A 16,853-nucleotide genomic window follows, 5' to 3' on the forward strand; every position below is an offset into this window, starting at 1 on the left:
TCAACGTCCTGCACGCCATCTTGCGCACCCGCAAGCCCTACGACCCCGGGCACCAGATCCGCACCGCAGCTTGACAGAAGCATTAGGCAGCCGCCGATCTCGGCGAAGACGTCCTCGCGCAGCGGCAGGTAGCGCAGGGTCCGCGCGAGGCCGACCATGCGCAGGTCGGGCCGGGTGGGCCGGACGCCTTCGATGAAGTGGTGGTCGATGCCGCGCCGGCGGAGCTGCGCGGAGAGCGTGGCGGTGGAGACCGTCCGCAGCGCCGCGATCGTCGGATCGTCCAGGGGGTACGGCGCCGCCGCCCGCCCCCGCCCGACCGCGGCGGCCCGGCTCTCCTCGTCGGCCCTCGGCTGCGCGCCCCACGCGGCAGGGGCGGCCCGGGGCTCGGCGACGACCTCGTTGCGCAGCCGTCCGGCGTCTTCGAGCTCGACCTCGACCACGTCGCCCGGCTTCACGACGGTCGAGCCGGCGGGTGTGCCGGCGAGGATGAGGTCGCCGGGCTCCAGCGTCATGTACCGCGACAGGTCGGCGATGAGCAGGTCGAAGCCGAACAGCAGTTCGCCGGTGTCGGCCTCCTGCGCGAGCTCGCCGTTGACGTAGGTCCGCAGCCGCAGGGCCCCGGGGTCCACGCCGGTGAGGATGGCGGGGCCGACGGGCGTGTAGCCGTCCTGGCCCTTGGCGCGCAGGTTGGATCCCCGGTCGGCGTGCCGGAAGTCGTACACCCCGAAGTCGTTGGCGGCGGTGTAGCCCGCGACGTGCTCCAGCGCCCGCTGCGGCGGCACGCACCGGGCGCGCGCGCCGATGACGACGGCGATCTCGCCCTCGAAGGTGAGCAGCTCGCACCCGGCCGGGCGCACGACGGGCCGGCCCGACCAGGACAGCGAGGAGGGTGGCTTGAGGAAGTAGGAGGGCGCCGAGGGGAGGCGTCCCCGTTCGGCGGCCCGGCCGCGGTAGTTGAGGTGAACGGCGATGATCTTCCCCGGCGCCAGGCCGAGCGGGTGATCCATGGCGACTCCAGATCATATACGACATCGTGGATGATAGCGGATCCGAAGGATGGAGTACTATAGACAAAGATATCTGAGTTCGTACATGATTTTGCGATGCCGGGGGGTGGAACAGGCCCCCCGCCCTTCGGCATACTCAGTGAGCCGATGCCGGGCCTGGGAGGATGCGCATGGGAGAGATCGTCCTGGCAGCCAAGATCACACACGTCCCGTCCATCTGGCTGTCCATCCAGCCGGGCAAGCACTACGGCATCCGCCGGCCGGCCGAGATGGCGCTGACGGAGATCGGCAGGCGCGCCCGCGAACTCGGCGCCGAGACCTTCCTGGTGGCCGACACCCACTGGATGAACAGCATCGGCTTCCACCTCAACGGCAAGGAGCGCCACCGCGCCTCCTACGCCAGCCACGAGCTCCCGCACTTCATCCACGACCTCAAGTACGACTACGACGGCGACCCCGAGCTGGCCGAGCTCATCGGCGAGGAGATCGTCGCCGGCGGCCAGAAGGCGCACGTGCACACCTACAAGGACCTCGGCCTGGAGTACGCCACGCTCGTGCCCATGTACTTCGTCAACGGCGACGCCGCCATCAGGGTGCTGCCGATCGGGTGCAACATCTACTCCTCCATCGACGAGAACCGCCGGATCGGCGAGGCGCTGCGCCGCGCGATCCTGCGCAGCGGGCGCAAGGTGGCCTTCCTGGCCAGTGGCTCGCTCTCGCACGCCTTCCCGCCCAACGAGATCGCCGAGACCCTGCTCAACGAGGTCAGCAGCGCGTTCAACCGCAAGACCGACATGGCGGTGCTCGACCTGTGGACCGAGGGGCGGATCGCGGAGTTCCTGGAGATGCTGCCCGACTACAACCTGCGGTGCACGGGCGAGGGCGCCATGGCCGACACCGCCATGCTCTTCGGGCTGCTCGGCTGGGACGAGTACACGGGCAAGGGCGAGCAGCTCTGCCCGTACTTCGGCAGCAGCGGCACCGGGCAGGTGGTGGTCGACTTCCCGGTGCCCTCGTGGAGTAACATCTGAAATCGTATGTGAAAGGTGCTGGAGTCATGGGAGAGCCGGCCGTACGCGTGTTCGCCGCCGAGGTGACGGCCGGTCCCCCGGTGCTGCTTCTGCACGGGTTCGCCTCCGACGGGCAGCGCGACTGGGTGGGGACCGGGATGGCGGACGCGCTGGCCGCGACCGGCCGCCGGGTCGTCGTCGCCGACCTGCCGGGGCACGGGGACAGCGCGGCGCCGGTCGGCCCGGCGGAGGCGGGGGCCCGCCGGATCGCCGAGGCGCTGGTCGCGGTGATGGACGACGGGGTGTTCGACGTCGTCGGGTACTCGCTGGGGGCCAGGATCGCCTGGGAACTGCCCGGCGCGGCGCCCGGCCGGGTGCGCAGGGCGGTGCTGGGCGGGCTCAGCCCGTCCGACCCGTTCACCGCCGTCGACGTCGAGGCGCTGCGCCGGGCCGTCGCGGGCGGTCCCGCGCCCGCCGACCCGCTCACCGCCATGATCGCTGATATGGTCCTCGCCCAGGGCCATCGGGCGGCCGGGCTGGTGACCTGCGTGGAAGGGTTGCGCGCCACCCCGTTCGAGCCGGGGGCGTGGACCGGCGCCGAGCCTCCGGTGTTCGTCGCGGGGCGGGAGGACGTGGTCGTGGCCGGAATCGAGCGTATCGTCGGGCAGGTGACGGGTGCCCGGCTGGTCACCGTCGCGGGCGACCACGTCGAGGCGTTGTCCGGTCCCGGCCTGCGCGAGGTCGTGACGACGACGCTGGCGCCTTGACAACGAGGGGGATCCCGGACATGAGAGGGATCTCGACATGAGGGGAGAGCGGTGAGTACCGCGAAGGGGTCCACGCGGGCCAATGCGTCCAAGGCCGAGATCAGCTACGAGCTGCTGCGCTCGCGCATCCTCGACGGCACCTACGGGCCCGGCTACCGGCTGGTGATGGACCAGCTCGCCCGCGAGACCGGGGTCAGCACCATCCCGCTGCGCGAAGCCGTACGGCGGTTGCAGTCCGACGGGCTCGTCGAGGTGGTGCGCAACATCGGCGCCCGGGTGGCCGTCTTCGACGCCGCCCAGGTCGAGCACGCGCTGCAGGTGCTGGCCCGGCTGGAGGGGTACGCCACGGCCATCTCGGCGCCGCTCATGACCCCGGAGCAGCTCGCGCGGGCCCGCGCGGTCAACGACCGGATGGTCGAGGCGCTGGAGGAGTTCGACCCGGTGTCGTTCACCGCGCTGAACAGGGAGTTCCACTTCGCCATCTACGCGCAGTGCCCGGACGAGCACCTGCTGGCGCTGCTGGAGGCGGAGTGGGCCAGGCTGGACCACATGAGGCGCTCCACCTTCAGCCACGTGCCGGGGCGGGCGCGCCGTTCCGTGGAGGAGCACGAGCACATGCTCGACCTGATCCAGGCGGGAGCGCAGGCCCAGGAGATCGAGCGGGTGGCCTGCGCCCACAAGATCGCCACCGCCGACGCACTCCACAAGGCCCAGGCCAAACACCTCAAGACCAGCTGAGCCACCCCACCACCGGCCGGACGCCACCGCTCAGCTCAGCGGCGACCTCATGGGCACGCGCGTGAGGCTGTCCTTCGCGTGGGAGACGACCCACGGCACCACAAGCGGAGGGCGCTCACTGGACGGCCTCGTGGCTCGCTCTGCCGGGAGGTCCTTCGCGGGAGACCGGGCGTGGTTCAGGTGAGGAGCTGCCCGCCGTCCACCTGGATGACGGTGCCGGTGATGTGGCGGGCGGCGGGCGAGGCGAGGAAGAGGACCAGCGGCGTGATGTCGCCGGTCCCGGCGATCCTGCCGAGCGGGATGCGCGACTCCCAGGCGGCGCGGGCCGCGGGGTCGGACATGAGGCCGGCGGTCATCGGGGTCAGCACCGGGCCGGGCGCGACCCCGTTGGCCCTGATCCCGTGGGGGGCCAGCTCCAGGGCGGCGGTCCTGGTCAGGGCGTCCACGGCGGCCTTGGTGGCCTCGTAGTGACCCAGGCCGGCGGTGGGCTGGCGGGCGCCGATCGAGCTGATGTTGACGACGCAGCCCCCGCGCCCGGCCGCGATCATGGCGGCGGCGACCGCCCGGGTGACGGTGAACGTGCCGCGCAGGTTGACCGCGACGACCCGGTCGAAGACCTCCAGCGGCAGCTCCACCAGCGGGCCGCCACCGGCGACGACTCCGGCGTTGTTGACCAGGACGTCGATCGTGTCCCCCACACCGGCCAGCGCGGCGTCCACCGACGCGGCGTCGGTGACGTCCATGGTCACCGACGCGGCCCCGATCTCGGCGGCGGCCTTCTCCCCCGCCTCCCCGTCCACGTCGGCGATCACCACCCGGTCCCCCGCCCGCCTGAACGCCCGCGCCACCGCCTTCCCGATCCCACTGGCCCCGCCGGTGACCAGCACCAGCCGTCCGGAGCGGCCCTGCTCACCGGAGAGGTCGTGGTCCGGCCCGCCAGATGCCGCGGGATCGGCGTGCGGGCTCATCGGGCGTACGCCACGATCACGCGGGGGCAGCCGGGCAGGCACAGGGTCGGGCCGGGTTCCCAGCCCGCCTCGGTGAGCCAGCCGCGTACCTCGTCCTCGGGATAGACCGTGGTGCCGTCGATGACCAGGTACTCGGCGGCGTGCAGGGCGTCCACGACCCGCTGCACGGGGTCGGCGTCGAGGAAGAAGTCCAGCAGGAGCAGCGTGGCGCCGGGTGAGGCGAGTTCGCGGGCGCGTTCGGCGTAGCGGATGTTCCGTTCCGGGCCGAAGCGGTGCACGACGTGCTCCAGCAGGACGAGGTCGTAGCCGGTGGTCAGGTCAGCGGTGAACGGGTCGGCGGCGGCCAGTTCGGCGCGGTCGCCGACGCCCGCCTCGTCCAGCGTCCGCTTCGCGAAGGCGGCCAGGTCGCCCTCGGCGCAGAACGTGCCGCGCAGTTCCGGAGCCACGTTCAGGGCCTGGGCCAGGAACGCCCCGGACAGTCCGCCCAGGTCCAGGGCGCGGCGGTGCGGGGTGAAGTCGTAGTGCGCGGCGAGCGTCTTGGCGTGCAGGGAGTTGTAGGTCATCACGCCGGTGAGGAACACCTCCATCCGCTCGCCTTCCAGGTCCAGCGGCGCGGGCTCCCCCGTACGGGCGCTGGCGCCGAAACCCAGCCAGTGCGGGTAGCTGACGGCCTCCAGGAAGGTGAGGAAGGGGCGCAGGTCGAGCTCCCCCGCCGCGCCGGTCAGGTGGCGGGCGGTGGCGGGCGTGTTGGTGTAGACGCCGCCGGTCCTGGTGAGCAGGCCGAGGCCGGACATGGCGTCGGCGAGGATGCGCACGGTGCGCTCCGGGAGGCCGGTGCGCCGGGCCAGGTCGGGCGCGCTCGCCGGGCCGGTGGCCAGCGCGGCGAACAGGCCGAGCTCGCCGGCCGCGAAGAGCTGTTTGGCGGCCATGTATCCGGTGGCCACCTCCACGATGCGCGCCGCGCCGCTGCTGTCCTGGTAAAGCGACATGTGACACCCCTTCAGGAGCGAACAGTATCGGGAATGCTATACGATTCTTGGGCGTGGCCGCCAGGCCCGTCGTCGCTCGGCTCAGGAGGTGTGCGGTGCGATACTCCGGTGCGGTGCCCAGGCGCAGGCTCGGCGTACGGGGGCCCTTGGTCCCCATGGCCGGGCTCGGCTCGTGGAACACCTGGGATCGGATGGAGTTCGGCGCGGCGGTCGAGCTGATCGGCGCCGCCGTACGCCATGGGGTGAGCCTGTTCGACGTCGCCCACTACAACGCCGGGCCGCACGCCGAGGACGCGACGACCGACGTGATCTTCGGCAAGGCGGTCAGGGAGGCGGGGATCGCGCGCGAGGAGTACACGCTGTGCGGGAAGCTCTGGCTCTGGGACTACCCCGCCAGCTCCTTCGCCGCGCAGATCGAGACGTCGCTGGAGCGGATCGGCACCGACCGGGCCGACCTCGTGGTCGTCGGCGACTTCCTGGGTGAGCTCGACCTGCGCGCGGTGCTGGCCGACGTGTCGGAGCTGGTGCGGGCGGGGCGGTTCGCGGCCTGGGGGGTCAACAACTGGGCGGCGCGCGATCTCGGGCGGGCGTGCGCGCTGGCGGCCGCCGAGGGGTTCACGCCGCCGTCGTTCGCCCAGCTCAAGTACAGTCTGGCCCGGCGTTCGGTGCCCGAGGGCCTGCCGTACGGCCGGCTGCTGTCGCAGGCGGGTCTCGGGCTGCAGGCCTCCGACGTGTTCGAGGGCGGCATCCTGGCGGGCCGGCTGCACCCGCGGCGCAAGATCGGCGCGGACCCGGGCGGCATCCGCGAGCGGATCCGCGCCTCGTTCCCGCTGGTCATGCGGGCCGCCGAGCGCTTCGGCGCCACCCCGGCGCAGCTGGCCGTCGCCTTCTGCTTCACGCACCCGGCGGTCGCGACCGTGCTGTTCGGGGCGAGCGGCCTGCGCCAGCTCGAGGAGAACCTGGGCGCCCTCACCCTTCTCGAACGGCACGGCCCCGAACTGCGCGAAGCCGTGGCCGAGCTGTGGCTGGACCGGGGCGTGGTCGACCCCGAGGCCTCCTGGGGAACCGCCTAGGCCTGGTGCACGACGCGCCCGTCCACCATCGTCAGCGCGACGGGCACCCCGGGCAGCGCGGCGGGCTCGACCGCGCGCAGGTCGCCGCCGAGCACGCACAGGTCGGCCACCTTGCCCGCCTCCAGCGTCCCCTTCCAGTCCTGCGCGCCGTCCTGCCGGGCCGGGACGACGGTGTACGCGCGCAGCGCCTCGTTCATGGGCAGTCCCGCCTGGGCCACGCCCACCCGCCAGTCGGGCGTGAGCACGGGCGCGTCCGAACTGAGGCAGAGCCGTACCCCCGCCGCCAGCGCCTCGCGCAGGGGCCAGGCGCCCGCGAGCGCCTCCGGCCCCAGCGCGGCGGCGAGCATGTCCCCGGTGGCCGCCGCGATGCCCGGCTGGGTGTTGAGCCCGATCCCCGAGGCGGCCATCGCCGCGAGCGTCCGCGGCGCGACCAGGTCGCCGTGGATGACGTAGTGGCGCCGGTCTCTGCCGTCGCGGGCGGCGGCGGCCCGCATGGCCTCGACCGCGGCGTGCACGGCCCTGCCGCCGGTGGCGTGCACGCCGACCTGGTACCCGGCCGCGTGCGCCGCGGCGATCATCTCGGTCAGCGCGGCCGCGCGGGCCTCGGGTGAGGAGCCTTCGACCAGGAGCCCGCCGTGGCCGCCGTGCGTGTAGGGCTGGTCCGTCCACGCGGTGCCCATCGGCGGGATGCCGTCGGCGAAGATCTTGACCCCCGCCACGTTCAGCCATCCCGGCACCTCGGCGGGCGGCCGGAAGCCGCGCAGCCCCTCCCGCAGGTCCGCCAGGGTGCTGGGCCCGTCGAGCTCCCCGAACAACATCAGCGCGGTGACCCTCGCCGTGAGCCGCCCGTCCGCGGCCAGCCGCGCGTAGTCGCGCAGCGCCGCCGACCCGAAGCAGCCGGTACGGCCGGCGTCCTCCCCCGGCCCCAGCCCCGGCTCGGTGTAGCTGGTGACGCCCAGCGAGGCCAGCAGCCGCCCGGTGCGCAGGATGGCGGCGCGGCGCTGCCGTCCGTTCTCCAGCCGGACCGGCGCGCCGTCGTGCCCGCCCGCGGCCAGCTGGTCCATGAGCAGTTCCGGCCACATCGCGCCGAGCCACACGCCGTGCAGGTGCGAGTCGTTGATGCCCGGCAGCACCGACCGGCCGCGCAGGTCGATCACCCGGGTGCCGGGTCCGATGAGCGGCGCGACCTCGCGGGCGGAGCCGGCGCGGGCGATGAGCCGGCCGCGTACCGCGAGCGCCTCGACGACACGATCTTCCTGGTCGAGCGTGTGCACCACTCCGCCCGTGAGCACCGTGTCGGCGGGCCGGGAACCGTTGCGCAACATCTTCCTCCCCACTCTGGACACCACTGCGTGGATGCCCATAACGTACACGGAATCAGATACGATTCGAGTTCTGAACCCCGGGTGCGTCTCTCACCCAGGCGAGCGGAGGTAGGCATGCCTTTGCATCCCGACGCGCAGGCGATCATCGACCGCACTCCCGCCGTAGAAGCAGGCCGGCCCGTCGTGCTGGACCCCCAGACCATGCGCGAGCAGTTCCGCACCACCTGGCGGCTGCCCGACATCCTGCCCGCTGTGCACCGGGTGCGCGACACCGCGATCCCCGGCCCGGCCGGTGAGATCCCCGTGCGCGTCTACACCCCGGAGGGCGCCGGGCCCTTTCCGGCCTTCGTGTGGTTCCACGGCGGCGGGTGGACGATCGGCAGCCTTGAGGAGAACGAGTACGCCTGCCGTACCGTCTGCGCGCAGGCGGGTGTCGTCGTGGTCTCGGTGGACTACCGGCTCGCGCCCGAGAACCCCTATCCGGCCGCGGCCGACGACTGCTTCGCGGCCGTTCGCTGGGTGCACGGGCACGGGGCGGAGATCTCGGCCGATCCGGAGAGGATCGCGGTCGGCGGGGAGAGCGCGGGCGGCAACCTGGCCGCCGTGGCCGCGCTGAAGGCCCGCGACCTGGGCGGACCGCGGCTGGGGCTGCAGGTGCTGGTCTCGCCGGTGCTCGGGCATCCCGACGACGGGCGCGCCTCCTACCGGGAGTTCGCCGAGGGCTACTTCCTGTCACGGGCGAGCATGGAGTGGTTTTTCACCCTTTATCCGCGTGATCCCACGAACCTGCGCGACCCCTACCTGCTGCCGCTGCGGGCCGATGACCTGTCGGGCCTGGCCCCGGCGCTGGTGCTGGGGGCGGAGTACGACGTGCTGCGCGACGAGGGCGAGGAGTACGCGGCCCGGCTGCGCGCGGCGGGGGTGCCGGTGGAGGTGGTCCGCTACGACGGGCTGATCCACGGCTTCTTCGGCCTGCTGGCCACCGAACTGCCCGCCGCGGGCGCTGCGCACGACCGGGTCGTCCAGGCGCTGCGGGCGGCGTTCGGCGGAGGCGGGCGGTGAGCGGCAGCACCCCCGGCCCGGACCCCGGCCCGGACACGGCCCTCAACCCGGACCCGCACGGAAACCCGGACGCGCACGGAAACCCCGACCCGCACCCCAGCCCCGGCCCGCACCTCAGCCCCGGCCCGCACCTCAGCCCGGACGCGCACCCCAGCTCGGACGCGATCCTCCGGCTGGAGGCGGTCGGCGTCAACCGGGGCGAGGCCGAGATCGTCCACGAGGTCTCGCTGGAGGTCGGGCCCGGGACGGTGACCGTCGTCCTGGGCTCGAACGGGGCCGGGAAGACCACGCTCATGGACGGCATCGCCGGCGTCGCCCGGGTGTCGTCGGGCGCCATCCGGCTCGGCGGCAGCCCGATCGAGAAGCTGCCGGCCTACCGGCGGGCCCGCGCCGGCCTCGGCTACGTCGAGCAGTCACGCACCGTCTTCCGCACGCTCACCGTCGAGCAGAACCTGCTGGTCTCGCGCAGCGGGCAGGGCGAGCTGGGCCGCGTGTTCACGCTCTTCCCCGAGCTGGAGCGCCGCAGGAACCTGCAGGCCGGGCACCTGTCGGGCGGCGAGCAGCAGATGCTCGTGCTCGGCCGCGCGCTGGTCGGCGACCCGCGGGTCATGCTCATCGACGAGATGTCCATGGGCCTGGCGCCCGTGGTGGTGCGCCGGCTGATGGGGGCGGTGGGCGACATGGTCGGCCTCGGCATCTCGGTCCTGCTCATCGAGCAGTTCGCGGCGCTGGCGCTGGAGATCGGCACCCGCGCGTACGTGCTGCGCAAGGGGCGGGTGGTCTACGCCGGCTCGTGCGCGGAGCTGAGGCGGGACCCGGACCTGCTGCACGAGTCCTACTTCGGGGTGGCGCCGGCATGAACCCGCGCTCCCTGGCGATCGGGCTCGGCCTGGCCGTGGCGGCCTGCGTCGCCGTGCCCGCCCTGTTCTCCGCCCACTGGGTCTTCCTGGCGATCACCGCCGTCGTCGTCTCGGTCATCATGCAGAGCTACGGCGTGATCGTCGGCAGGGCCGGGATGATGTCGCTGTGCCAGATGTCGTTCGCGGCCATCGGCGCCTGGGTGGTGCTGAAACTCAACCTGCACGACGCCCCCGGCGGGTTCCTGCTCTGGCTCGTGCTGGGCGGGCTCGCGGCGGTCCCGGTGGGGGTGCTGATCGGCCTGCCCGCGCTGCGCATCCGCGGCGTCAACCTGGCCGTGGTCACGTTCGGGTTCGCGGTCTCGACCGACATCGTGCTCAACGCCAACCAGTTCCCCGGCACCGGTGAGCTGAAGACGGTCGTGCGGCCGGCGCTGTTCTCGGGCGACCGGGCCTACTTCGTGCTCACGGTGATCGTCTTCTGCCTCGTGGCGATCGGGCTGGCTCTGTTCAACCGCACCCGGCTCGGCATGTCCTGGCTGGAGCTGAAGCACTCCGAGCGGGCCGCGGCCGCGCACGGGGTCTCGGTGGCGCGCAGCAAGCTGGCCGCGTTCGCCATCAGCGCGTTCGTCGCGGCCGTCGGCGGCGGGCTGATGGCCGGTCAGCTCGGCCTGGTGGTCGCGCAGAACTTCTCGATGGGACAGTCGCTGGCCTTCTTCGCGGTCGCGATCCTCATCGGGCCGCACCACGTGGACGGCGCGATCATGGGCGGCCTCTTCGGCGCGATCATGGCCACGATCCTGGAGCGGCTCCACCTGCCGCAGGACCTGGGCGGCATGCTGTTCGGCGTCTTCGCCGTGCTCGCGCTGCGCTCCGGCGTGAGCCAGACCGACTTCGTCCAGGCCCGCAGGCGCGAGCGGGCGGCGCGGCCCCTGCTCGAAGGGCGCGGCGAGGTTCACGCGGCGGTGGTGCCGGCGCCCGTGCCGCCGTCCGGGCCGCCGGGTCCCCCGCTGCTGGAGGTCAGCGGCCTCACCGTGCGCTTCGGCGAGGTCACCGCGCTGCACGAGGTGGACCTCACCGTGCCGGAGGGCGCGGTGGCGGGTCTCATCGGGCCCAATGGGGCGGGCAAGAGCACGTTCATCGCCGCCGTGACCGGTTTCCTCGGCGGCTACCGGGGCTCGATCGTGCTCGCCGGCCGGCCGCTGGACGGGCTGCGGCCCGAGGTGCGGGCCGGGCGCGGGCTGCGCCGTACCTTCCAGACCACCACGATCCCGGCCGAGCTGACCCAGTACGAGTACCTGACGATCGGGGCCGGGCGCCGCCTGGACCGGGGCGAGGCAGGGGAGCTGCTGGAGTTCTTCGGCTGCCCGCCGGCGGACGTGCCGGTGTCGCTGCTGGACGCCGGGACCCGGCGGCTGCTCGACGTGGCCGCCGCCGTCGCCGCCCGGCCCAAGGTGGCGCTGCTCGACGAGCCTGCGGCCGGCCAGTCGGGCGCGGAGTCGATGCGCTTCGCGGCGCGGCTGGCCGAGGTGCCGGCCCGCTTCGGCGTCGCCGTCCTGCTGGTCGAGCACGACATGGAACTCGTCTCCGCGGCCTGCTCGCAACTCACCGTCCTCGACTTCGGGCGGGTCATCGCCTCCGGCCCCACCAGGGACGTCATGGAGGACCCCGCCGTCGTCAACGCCTACCTCGGCATAGCGGCTGCCCCGCTGGCCTGATCTCCCTGAGGAGGAAGCACGCACATGCAGCTTTCACACAGGCTCGCCGCCGCGTCCGGGGCCGCGGCGCTCGCGCTGACCGGATGCGCCGCCGGCGGCGGCACCGACGGGCCCATCAAGGTCGGCTCGATCAACGGCGTCACGGGCCAGTTCCAGGCGCCCGAGGTGCCCAAGGCCGTGCAGGCCGTCTTCGACGAGGTCAACGCGGCGGGCGGGATCGGCGGCCGCACGATCGAGTTCATCAGCAAGGACGACGCCATGAACCCGCAGCGCTCCACCGAGGCGGCCGTGGAGCTGATCGAGTCCGAAGGCGTGGTGGCGCTCGTCGGCTCCTCCAGCGCCGTCGACTGCGGCCTGAACCGGGCCAAGTACGGCAGCGCCGGCATCGTCTCCATCCCGGCCGTCGGCGTCGACCCCGCCTGCTTCACCAGCCCGAACATCGCCCCCGTCAACCCGGGCCCCTACAAGCTGCTCACCGCCGCCCTGTACTTCCTGTCGCAGACCAAGAAGCACGAGAAGGTCTGCGCCTACCTGACGGTCCTGCCCGGCAGCGGCGACGGCATCGAGAACGCCATCAAGGAGTGGTCCACGGTCACCGGCAAGCAGCTGACCGTCAAGGAGACCTCCGTCGGCACCGGCGACCCGACCCCCTACCTGGTCAAGGCCAAGGAGGCGGGCTGCACGGGCATCGTCTACAACTCCCAGGTCGGCCCCTGGTTCGCCCAGGCCAAGACCCAGGGCATGACCGCCGTCGACTTCGCCATGCTGGCCAACAGCTACACCGACGCCAACGCCCAGGCGATCCCCGAGGGCCTCAACGTGTACTCGGCCACCGAGTGGCAGCCCTACACCGACGAGAGCCTGCCGGGCAACGACAGGTGGGCCAAGATCGTCGGCGCCAAGGGAATTCCGAAGACGGCCTTCAGCCAGGGGGCGGTCATGGCGGCCGACGTCTTCGTCCAGGTGCTCAAGGGCATCCGGGGGCCGATCACGCGCGAGTCGGTCACCAAGGCCTTCAAGGAGATGAAGCCGGTGGACTATCCCATGGTCGGCACGCCGTACGTGTTCGGGCCGGGCGAGGCGCACAACCCGGTCGAGGGCGCCAGGTTCGTGAAGGCGGAGAACCGCGCGTGGCGGGTGCTGCCCGAGGGGTTCGTCGTCCCCGGCAAGGGCTGAGCGATGCTCAACTCCCTGATCGCCGGGCTGACGAGCGGCGGCGTGTACGCGCTGCTCGGGCTGTGCGTGGTGCTGACCTACCGGCTGGTCGCCGTGGTGAACTTCGCCATGGCGGCCACGGGGGCGGTGGGCGCGTACGTGATGGTGTCGCTGATCGGCGCGGGCGTGCACGGGGCGCTCGCACTGGCCGCGGGGGTCGTGGCGGGCGCCGCGCTGTCGGCGCTCGTCGGCGCGGTGCTCGTGCGGTGGTTCGGCGAGCACAGCGAGCGGACCAAGGCGGCGGTGACCGTCGCGCTCTACGTGGCCGTCATGGCGATCGGGCTGCGCGTGTTCGGCAGCGCCACCACGGGCACCCGGCGCTTCCCCGCGCCGCTGGACGGGCCCGCGTTCGTGCTGGGCGACGTGGTGGTGCCGGTCTCCACGCTGGTCTCGCTGGCCTTCGCCGCGCTCATCACCGCCGGGGTGGGGCTGCTGTTCAGCCGGACCCTGCTGGGCCTGCGGCTGCAGGCGCTGTCGGAGCGTCCGACGACCGCGCAGGTGGTCGGCATCGCCGTGCCGCGCCTGGCCATGGCGGTGTGGGCGGTCATCGGCGGGCTCAGCACGCTCGTCATCGTCCTGGTCGCGCCCCGGCTGGGCGGCGACTTCGCCACGCTCGGCAACCTCATCACCACCGCGCTGGCCGTGGCCATGGTGGGCGCGTTCCGCAGCCTGCCCATGACGCTGGCCGGCGGGCTGATCCTCGGGCTGCTGGAAGGCGTCGCCGTGTCGCTGAGCGGCCTGCAGGCCTACCGCGGCGTGGTGCCCTTCCTGGTGATCCTGGTGCTGCTGTGGTGGCGCAGCAGGAACGAGGTCTGGGACACCGCCCACACCCGCTGAGAAAGGACCCCGATCGTGCCTGTCCCGACCGCCACCCGCGCCGCCGTGCTCCGCGAGCACGGCGAGCCGCTGGTCATCGAGGAGCTCCCGCTGCCCGGGGAGGTGGAGCCGGGCGCGGCCGTCGTCAGGATCGGCTGCGCCACCCTGTGCGCCACCGACGTGCACATCTGGTCCGGGGCGATGTCCTGGCCGGGAATGCTGCCCATGGTGCTCGGCCACGAGATGTCGGGGACGGTCGCCGCCGCCGGACCGGGCACCCTGGACGCGCTGGGCCGGCCGGTGCGGGCCGGGGACCGGATCGGCTGGTCGGAGTCGACGTGCGGGCACTGTCACGGCTGTACCGTGCTGCGCGCCCCGGTCGCCTGCGCCCAGCGGGGGTACGGGTTCACGCAGCGCGCGGACGCGTGGCCGTACTCCACCTGCGGTCTGGCCGAGTACGCCTACGTCAGGCCGGGCGCGCTGAAGCTCCTGCTGCCCGACGACGTCCCCGACACCTGGGCCGCCGCGGCGGGCTGCGCCGTCAAGACCGTCGTGCACGCGTACGGCAGAGCCGGCGGCATCCGTCCCGGCGCCGCGGTCGTCGTCCAGGGCGCCGGCGCCCTCGGCCTGGTGGCCACGGCCATGGCCGCCGCCTCGGGGGCGGGCACCGTCATCACCGTCGGCGCCCCGGCGGCCCGGCTGGAGCTGGCCCGCGGCTTCGGCGCCGACGTCGTGATCGGCCTGGACGGCACGCCGCCGGAACGCCTCGGCCAGGTCCTGGAGGCCACCGACGGGCGCGGCGCCGAACTCGTGCTCGACCTGGCCGGCGCGCCCGGCGTGGCGGCGGAGGCGGTGGACATGGCCGCCTGGGGCGGCACGTTCGTGGTCGTCGGCAGCACCGGCCCGCGCCCCGACCCGGTTCCCATGGGCACGGTCATGGGCAAGGAGCTGACCGTTCTCGGCTCGCTCAACGGCGACATCGGCGACTACCACCGCGCCCTGGAGTTCCTGCGCGCCTTCCGCACGCGCTTCGACTGGAACGCCATGTTCGGCGCCCCCGCCGGGCTGGGCGCGGCCACCGGCGCGCTCCGGTCGATGTCGAGGCTCGACGAGGTCAAAGCCGTCATCCACCCGTGGCTACCGTGACGAGGAGTCCCATGCACACCGTTCCCCGCCGCACGATCGGCACGCACGGGCCCGAGGCGTCGGTCCTGTCCCTGGGCTCCTGGCACATCTACGACCGCATGGACTTCGCCGAGGCCGTCGCCATGGTCCGCCACGCCGTCGACCTGGGCGTCAACCTGTTCGACGTCGGCGTCTACGGCATGCCGGGGCACCCGCCGGTCTTCACCGACGTCCTGTTCTCGGCCATCGTGCGCGCCGCGGGCGTGGCCAGGGAGGACTACCTGCTGTCGGAGAAGCTCTGGCTGGAGCGCTACCCCGAGCAGCCGTTGCGCGAGCAGCTGGAGCACGCCCTGTTCCGGGCCGGCGCCGACCGGGCCGACCTGGTCGTCCTCGGCGACGTCCGGCGCGCCGACCTCGATCTGGAACGGCTGGCCGGCGACCTGGCCGAACTGGAGCGCGACGGGATCATCGGCTGCTGGGGCGTCAACAACTGGTCGGCGAGCACGATCAGGACGATCCGCGGGCACGCCCAGGCCGCCGGCTCCCCCGGGCCCCAGCTCGCGCAGCTCAAGTACAGCCCGTGCCGCCGCTCGATCCCGGACGGCGGGCCGTTCGCGCCGCTGTTCGCCGAGGGCCTGTCGCTGCAGGCCTCCGACGTCATGGAGGGCGGTATCCTGGCGGGCAGGACCAGCCCCTCCCGGCAGGTCGGCCGCGACCCCGGCGGCGTGCGCGAGCAGATCGTCCGGGCCGCCCCCGGTCTCGCCGAGGCCGCCGCGGGCGTGGGGGCGACCGCGGCCCAGCTCTGCGTCGCCTTCGCGCTGTCGCACCCCGCGACCGGCACCGTGCTGTTCGGCGCCAGCAGTACCCGGCAGCTCGTGTGCAACGTCGGCGCGCTGGCCGTGCTGGAGCGCGTCGGCGCGCAGGAGATCAGGCGGCTCGTGGAGCCGTTCTGGGCCGACCGGGACGCGGTCGACCCAGAGGGTCCCTAGCCGCCTGCCCTAATGGGTGTCGCAGTACGGCCCCGGCGGCACGCCGGGGGCGTAGAACGACATGCACACCACGTCGCCAGGCACCAGTGCCGGTGTCGGGTAGTAGGTGCCCTGCAGGTAGGTGGGCGTGGTCCACGTGGAGATCGACCCGCCGCGGGGCGTTCCGTTGACCGTGGCCTGCATCGACAGGGTGGACGGCGGCGGCTTGATGGTGAAGACGAAGCGCCCGTTGTCGAGGCCCGCGCACACCGGGGCCTCGGGGATACAGATGGGCCCTGCCGCCTGGGCGGGCGCGGCGGTGAGGGCGAAGGTGAGGGACAACGACAAACCCAGAATGATCCGTACTGCGCTGATGACGCACCCCCTGCGGGTCCGCGGGATGACTTCGGGCGTGCCGTTCCGACGGTAACCCGGCCGGGCGGGCGGGTCCAGCGCCCGGCAGCGAGCCTGCTGGGAAACGGGGCGGGGCCTGCCTAGGGTTGTGCGGTGAGCGCGGATCAGGTCCTTGAGGTGGCGACCAAGCTTTTCGCCGAACTGGGTTACGACGAAACGGATGTCGGGCTCATCGCGCGGGCGGCCGGGGTCGAGCCGGGCTTCATCGGCCGGGAGTTCGGCGGCAAGGCGGACTTGTACAAGACCGTCATGCTCAAGGCCGACGAGGCGGAACACGCCGCGATCTCGGCGGCTCTCGCGCAGTTCACGGGCACGCCCGAGGCGCTGCACCGCATGGTGGACGCCTATCTCGACTTCTTCGCCGCCAATCCGATGCTGGTGCTGCTGTGGATGCACCGCTGGATGGGCGACGCGGCGGACATTCCGGAACTCGAGGAGGCCTACACCCGGCCGCTGCTGGACGAGATTCTCCGGGCGATCTCGCCTTTGCTGCCGCCCGGGGTCGAGACCCGTTACTTCGTCTGGATGATCGTGTGGTGCGTTTATGGGTTTCTCACCGGCGGCGTTCTCGAACGGCGGCGGAGCGAGCGCACGGTGAAACCCGCGGAACTGGCGCGCTTCCGCGCCTACCTGCACTGGGTGATCGGGCGGCTGGTCGCCTGAGCGAGGGGGGCCTGGCGGGTGGGGAACCCCCATAGTGCCCACGCCGCCGGCCCCAGCACAGCATAGAGTGATTGGGTGGCCACCGAGGGTGGTTTCACGCCCTGATTTCACACCCCCGGCGCAGGGGACAGAATTGGC

General features: G+C 72.9%; 17 protein-coding genes. 12 read left to right on the forward strand and 5 right to left on the reverse strand.

Annotated elements, in window-relative coordinates; all coding sequences use genetic code 11:
• On the reverse strand, window positions 1–1,007 hold a 1,007-nt coding region (locus ACFWY5_RS47830), incomplete at its 3' end, for a fumarylacetoacetate hydrolase family protein (protein ID WP_379638881.1).
• A gap of 170 nt (window positions 1,008–1,177) precedes the next feature.
• On the opposite strand from ACFWY5_RS47830, the gene hpaD reads away from it, so the two are divergent.
• From hpaD to ACFWY5_RS47845, 3 genes are read left to right on the forward strand one after another with little or no spacing between them, the layout of a single operon-like run.
• A complete protein-coding gene (gene hpaD, locus ACFWY5_RS47835; protein ID WP_379638882.1) occupies window positions 1,178–2,038 on the forward strand; it encodes a 3,4-dihydroxyphenylacetate 2,3-dioxygenase in 861 nt (286 codons plus the stop codon).
• 26 nt (window positions 2,039–2,064) lie between these two features.
• Entirely contained in the window at window positions 2,065–2,784 is a 720-nt protein-coding gene (locus tag ACFWY5_RS47840; protein ID WP_379638883.1) for an alpha/beta fold hydrolase, read from the forward strand.
• Window positions 2,785–2,835: 51 nt separating this feature from the next.
• Window positions 2,836–3,522 (forward strand): GntR family transcriptional regulator, encoded by a 687-nt coding sequence (locus tag ACFWY5_RS47845; RefSeq protein WP_379624530.1) that lies wholly within the window; start codon window positions 2,836–2,838, stop codon window positions 3,520–3,522.
• A gap of 176 nt (window positions 3,523–3,698) precedes the next feature.
• On the opposite strand, the gene ACFWY5_RS47850 is transcribed toward ACFWY5_RS47845, so the two are convergent.
• Both ACFWY5_RS47850 and ACFWY5_RS47855 read right to left on the reverse strand, forming a co-directional pair.
• Window positions 3,699–4,490, reverse strand: a complete 792-nt coding sequence (locus tag ACFWY5_RS47850) for an SDR family NAD(P)-dependent oxidoreductase (protein WP_379638884.1) — start codon at window positions 4,488–4,490, stop codon at window positions 3,699–3,701.
• On the reverse strand, window positions 4,487–5,479 hold the full coding sequence (locus ACFWY5_RS47855; RefSeq protein WP_379638885.1) for a methyltransferase dimerization domain-containing protein: 993 nt from the start codon (window positions 5,477–5,479) through the stop codon (window positions 4,487–4,489). The genes ACFWY5_RS47850 and ACFWY5_RS47855 overlap by 4 nt, the downstream gene beginning before the upstream one ends.
• Before the next feature lie 95 nt (window positions 5,480–5,574).
• Between ACFWY5_RS47855 and ACFWY5_RS47860 the strand changes: the two genes are divergently transcribed.
• Window positions 5,575–6,552 carry an aldo/keto reductase gene (locus tag ACFWY5_RS47860; RefSeq protein ID WP_379624537.1) on the forward strand — a complete coding sequence of 326 codons (978 nt, stop codon included), beginning with the start codon at window positions 5,575–5,577 and terminating at the stop codon, window positions 6,550–6,552.
• Here the strand turns inward: ACFWY5_RS47860 and ACFWY5_RS47865 are convergent.
• The gene (locus ACFWY5_RS47865; RefSeq protein WP_379638886.1) at window positions 6,549–7,877 is read right to left on the reverse strand and encodes an amidohydrolase; all 1,329 of its coding nucleotides are present in this window, start codon (window positions 7,875–7,877) and stop codon (window positions 6,549–6,551) included. The genes ACFWY5_RS47860 and ACFWY5_RS47865 overlap by 4 nt on opposite strands.
• 114 nt (window positions 7,878–7,991) lie before the next feature.
• Here ACFWY5_RS47865 and ACFWY5_RS47870 point away from each other — a divergent pair, with 114 nt between their 5' ends.
• The 7 genes from ACFWY5_RS47870 to ACFWY5_RS47900 are packed head-to-tail and all read left to right on the forward strand — an operon-like array spanning window position 7,992 to window position 15,659.
• Window positions 7,992–8,939, forward strand: a complete 948-nt coding sequence (locus tag ACFWY5_RS47870; RefSeq protein WP_379638887.1) for an alpha/beta hydrolase — start codon at window positions 7,992–7,994, stop codon at window positions 8,937–8,939.
• Entirely contained in the window at window positions 8,936–9,799 is an 864-nt protein-coding gene (locus tag ACFWY5_RS47875) for an ATP-binding cassette domain-containing protein (RefSeq protein ID WP_379638888.1), read from the forward strand. The genes ACFWY5_RS47870 and ACFWY5_RS47875 overlap by 4 nt, the downstream gene beginning before the upstream one ends.
• Window positions 9,796–11,514: an ATP-binding cassette domain-containing protein gene (locus ACFWY5_RS47880; RefSeq protein ID WP_379638890.1), complete on the forward strand. Its 1,719-nt coding sequence runs from the start codon at window positions 9,796–9,798 to the stop codon at window positions 11,512–11,514. Before ACFWY5_RS47875 ends, ACFWY5_RS47880 begins: the two co-directional genes overlap by 4 nt.
• A 24-nt stretch (window positions 11,515–11,538) precedes the next feature.
• Window positions 11,539–12,690, forward strand: coding sequence for an ABC transporter substrate-binding protein (locus ACFWY5_RS47885; RefSeq protein WP_379638891.1), 1,152 nt, complete (start codon window positions 11,539–11,541; stop codon window positions 12,688–12,690).
• Window positions 12,691–12,693: 3 nt separating this feature from the next.
• Window positions 12,694–13,566 (forward strand): branched-chain amino acid ABC transporter permease, encoded by an 873-nt coding sequence (locus ACFWY5_RS47890; RefSeq protein ID WP_379624549.1) that lies wholly within the window; start codon window positions 12,694–12,696, stop codon window positions 13,564–13,566.
• 15 nt (window positions 13,567–13,581) lie between these two features.
• The gene (locus tag ACFWY5_RS47895) at window positions 13,582–14,691 is read left to right on the forward strand and encodes a zinc-binding dehydrogenase (RefSeq protein ID WP_379638892.1); all 1,110 of its coding nucleotides are present in this window, start codon (window positions 13,582–13,584) and stop codon (window positions 14,689–14,691) included.
• Window positions 14,692–14,702: 11 nt separating this feature from the next.
• Window positions 14,703–15,659 (forward strand): aldo/keto reductase, encoded by a 957-nt coding sequence (locus ACFWY5_RS47900; RefSeq protein WP_379638893.1) that lies wholly within the window; start codon window positions 14,703–14,705, stop codon window positions 15,657–15,659.
• A 9-nt stretch (window positions 15,660–15,668) separates the two neighbouring features.
• On the opposite strand, the gene ACFWY5_RS47905 is transcribed toward ACFWY5_RS47900, so the two are convergent.
• Window positions 15,669–15,986 carry a hypothetical protein gene (locus ACFWY5_RS47905; RefSeq protein ID WP_379623626.1) on the reverse strand — a complete coding sequence of 106 codons (318 nt, stop codon included), beginning with the start codon at window positions 15,984–15,986 and terminating at the stop codon, window positions 15,669–15,671.
• 159 nt (window positions 15,987–16,145) lie between these two features.
• Here ACFWY5_RS47905 and ACFWY5_RS47910 point away from each other — a divergent pair, with 159 nt between their 5' ends.
• Window positions 16,146–16,715 (forward strand): TetR/AcrR family transcriptional regulator, encoded by a 570-nt coding sequence (locus ACFWY5_RS47910; RefSeq protein ID WP_379623624.1) that lies wholly within the window; start codon window positions 16,146–16,148, stop codon window positions 16,713–16,715.
• Window positions 16,716–16,853: the final 138 nt, after the last annotated feature.

It is taken from the genome of Nonomuraea sp. NPDC059007, from assembly GCF_042740555.1.
Lineage (GTDB): Bacteria > Actinomycetota > Actinomycetes > Streptosporangiales > Streptosporangiaceae > Nonomuraea.

Bases quoted from the DNA above. Each gene is read 5' to 3' on its own strand.
- hpaD (WP_379638882.1), top strand. From the start codon at position 1,178: ATGGGAGAGATCGTCCTGGCAGCCAAGATCACACACGTCCCGTCCATC.
- ACFWY5_RS47840 (WP_379638883.1), top strand. From the start codon at position 2,065: ATGGGAGAGCCGGCCGTACGCGTGTTCGCCGCCGAGGTGACGGCCGGT.
- ACFWY5_RS47850 (WP_379638884.1), bottom strand. From the start codon at position 4,490: ATGAGCCCGCACGCCGATCCCGCGGCATCTGGCGGGCCGGACCACGAC.
- ACFWY5_RS47855 (WP_379638885.1), bottom strand. From the start codon at position 5,479: ATGTCGCTTTACCAGGACAGCAGCGGCGCGGCGCGCATCGTGGAGGTG.
- ACFWY5_RS47865 (WP_379638886.1), bottom strand. From the start codon at position 7,877: ATGTTGCGCAACGGTTCCCGGCCCGCCGACACGGTGCTCACGGGCGGA.
- ACFWY5_RS47870 (WP_379638887.1), top strand. From the start codon at position 7,992: ATGCCTTTGCATCCCGACGCGCAGGCGATCATCGACCGCACTCCCGCC.
- ACFWY5_RS47880 (WP_379638890.1), top strand. From the start codon at position 9,796: ATGAACCCGCGCTCCCTGGCGATCGGGCTCGGCCTGGCCGTGGCGGCC.
- ACFWY5_RS47885 (WP_379638891.1), top strand. From the start codon at position 11,539: ATGCAGCTTTCACACAGGCTCGCCGCCGCGTCCGGGGCCGCGGCGCTC.
- ACFWY5_RS47890 (WP_379624549.1), top strand. From the start codon at position 12,694: ATGCTCAACTCCCTGATCGCCGGGCTGACGAGCGGCGGCGTGTACGCG.
- ACFWY5_RS47900 (WP_379638893.1), top strand. From the start codon at position 14,703: ATGCACACCGTTCCCCGCCGCACGATCGGCACGCACGGGCCCGAGGCG.